Source organism: Arenibacter latericius DSM 15913, from assembly GCF_000424985.1.
Taxonomy (GTDB): Bacteria; Bacteroidota; Bacteroidia; order Flavobacteriales; family Flavobacteriaceae; genus Arenibacter; species Arenibacter latericius.
The window spans coordinates 68002-70075 of the sequence record NZ_KE384290.1 but is presented as its reverse complement, the minus strand read 5'-3'; the positions used below and the strand labels follow the sequence as shown (position 1 = coordinate 70075).

Here is a 2074-nt window from a genome sequence, read left to right as displayed (position 1 = left end):
GATGCAGCTTTAGCAGGAAGTCAAAATCTATTTAACACCAACACAACACTTACATCAGATCGAACACATAATCTCAACGGTAATAATTTTGTTTTAGGTGGAACAGGAAATGTTGCTATTGGAACTCTACCTGGAGCACCAACTAGTAAATTGGATGTTGACGGAAGTATAACTGCAAGAAATGGCTTTGCTTCCACTAAAGGTTCAGCTGGCAATCCTAGTTATGGATTCTATACCGAAACAAATATGGGAATGTATAGAGCCGGAACATCTCAATTAGGTTTTTCTACTGGAGGCAACGAAGCCCTCCGTATTGATGCAAGTGGAAATGTGGGTATAGGTGAAACAAATCCAACCCGTAAACTTCATGTTGGCGGAGATTTACAAGTAAACACTGAAGTATGGGTAGGGGCAGTTAAAGCACACCCCGACTACGTCTTTCAGAAATACTTCCAAGGGTATTCTGCAATAAACAAGGACTACCAGTTTAAAAGCCTGACAGAGATCGAAGCATTTGTAAAACAAAACAATCACTTGCCAGGAATTAAGTCGGCCGCAGAGGTTAAAAAAGAAGGCTTTTGGAACCTCAGTGAATCTAACCTCCAAAACCTGGAAAAAATTGAGGAATTGTTCCTACACACCATAGAGCAGGAAAAGAAAATAGAGCAGCTTAAAAAAGAGAACGAAAATCTCTCTTCGGAACTCCATTCCATAAAAAAGGACCTGGAAGAAATAAAGTCGCTCCTTAAAAACAATAACAAACAGCAACACTAAGCGCACTCATACCCATGAAAAATGCCGTCGCTATTCTCGCTATTTTGCTCTGCCTAAGCCTTCAGGCGCAACCGGCTATGCACAATACCGGGAATATCCGTATTCACGATCAGGGGCAGATAGGGTTTCATACCAACCTAATTAATAATGCCGCTTTTGACGAAAACTTAGGCTTGGTAGGTTTTTATGGCAATGCTATTCTATCCGTTTCCGGAGCATTAATGCCTACCTTCTACGATGTGGAAATTCTGGTAGATAAAGAGCTTTTTCTTAATACCGGAATAAGCGTCCTTAATAACACCAGCTTTATTGGAGGGAATATTACTACCCCTAGGCAACAACAGCATGTTTATTACAACTTCTTGGATGACGCCAATTATATTGGAGAGACCAATTCCTCTAAAGTAGATGGTTATGTTACCGCTAACAACGTAAATACGATGGTATTTCCCGTTGGAGATGCTACAGAACTCCGAGCCCTTACCCTAAACAGCAACAGTAGCAACCCCTTTGTAAAATGCGCCTACTATAGGGATAATATAGACAATCCCGAAATTTGGCCGCAAAGGTTTCCTACCTTTCAGAAACCTGCAAACATTAACAAGATTAGTACCGAAGAGTTTTGGCATTTAGAAGCCACCACCAATTCTACCATACAGATCAGCTGGAATCCCAATAGCAATATTGCTGCCCTTACCGATGATGTCACCAAAATTGTTCCGGTAGGATGGGATATTGCAACAGCATCTTGGGTTAACTTGGGAACCGATAATATTATAGGCGACCTAGATCGTGGAATACTGATCTCCGAGAAATTTATTCCGTCGGACTATGCGGTTATTACTTTTGCTAGCGCTACGGAATCTAATGAATCCCCTACCCTAGATAATTATTTGGTGACTCCTAACGGAGATGGCGTAAACGATTTTCTCTATATAGAAGACCTACAGCGCTCCAAAGACCACATGCTAAGGATTTTTGACCGGAATGGACTAAAAGTCTATGAAGAAAAAAATTACACCAATGGTTTTACAGGCTATTCTAATATTAACAATCTTGTAATAAATCGCAATCAAGGCCTCCCCGATGGGGTCTATTACTATGTTATAGATATGTACGATCTCAATTTAAGCTACCAAGGATATCTGTACCTGGAACGAAAAAGATAACTTTACAATAAACAATTAGCAGTAAACAATTAGCAATAAACAGTAAACAATTAGCAATAAACAGTAAACAATTAGCAATAAACAATTAGCAGTAAACAATAAACAATTAGCAATTAGCAATTAGCAATTAG

1 protein-coding gene and 1 pseudogene are annotated in these 2074 nt (G+C 39.5%); both read left to right on the top strand.

The window, feature by feature from the left end; all coding sequences use genetic code 11:
• Positions 1–774, top strand: a pseudogene (locus H344_RS21935) (hypothetical protein); the annotation flags it as partial.
• A 14-nt stretch (positions 775–788) separates the two neighbouring features.
• Positions 789–1943 carry a gliding motility-associated C-terminal domain-containing protein gene (locus tag H344_RS0119120; RefSeq protein WP_026811734.1) on the top strand — a complete coding sequence of 385 codons (1155 nt, stop codon included), beginning with the start codon at positions 789–791 and terminating at the stop codon, positions 1941–1943.
• The last annotated feature ends 131 nt before the right edge of the window (positions 1944–2074 follow it).

Excerpts from the sequence above, each read along its gene's own strand:
- H344_RS0119120 (WP_026811734.1), top strand. The coding sequence starts at position 789 with ATGAAAAATGCCGTCGCTATTCTCGCTATTTTGCTCTGCCTAAGCCTT.